General features: G+C 62.0%; 1 pseudogene. It reads right to left on the reverse strand.

What is annotated here, in order from left to right:
* A pseudogene (locus TBIF_RS24235) lies at positions 1 to 383 on the reverse strand (hypothetical protein); the annotation flags it as partial.
* Between the last annotated feature and the right edge of the window lie 38 nt (positions 384 to 421).

Below are 421 nucleotides of genomic sequence, written 5' to 3' on the forward strand. Positions count from 1 at the left end.
CCGTCGACAAGATCGGTGGCGGAGACCAATTGTTGGAATTGCTGTTGGTTGATGGTGCCGTCGTAGAGGCAGCGGCCGATCAACGGGATGCGGCGGATCAGGGCAAGGGATTCGTTGAGGAGGGCGTCGGCGTGGGTTTTGTCGATGTGGTTGACCGCGCCGAGTAGTGCGGAGGTGTTCGCGAAGTGGTCGAACACGCGGGTGTCGAGTTCTGGCGGGCGGTCCAGGGTGAGCGCGTGGAGGTGCTCGATGTCGGTGTAGTTCTCCCAGACGAGCCGGGATTGGCGTTGGTCGCGGCCACGGATGGTGTCGATGAACTCGGAGATGGGGGTGGTGGTGTCGAACGGTGGAAGCGGCACCGGAGGCAGTACGTCGTGCGTCACTGGAATCCCCTTTCCCCCGAATGCGTGATCCAAGTTTA

Origin of the sequence: Tomitella biformata AHU 1821, assembly GCF_000524475.1 — a bacterium.
GTDB classification, from domain to species: domain Bacteria; phylum Actinomycetota; class Actinomycetes; order Mycobacteriales; family Mycobacteriaceae; genus Tomitella; species Tomitella biformata.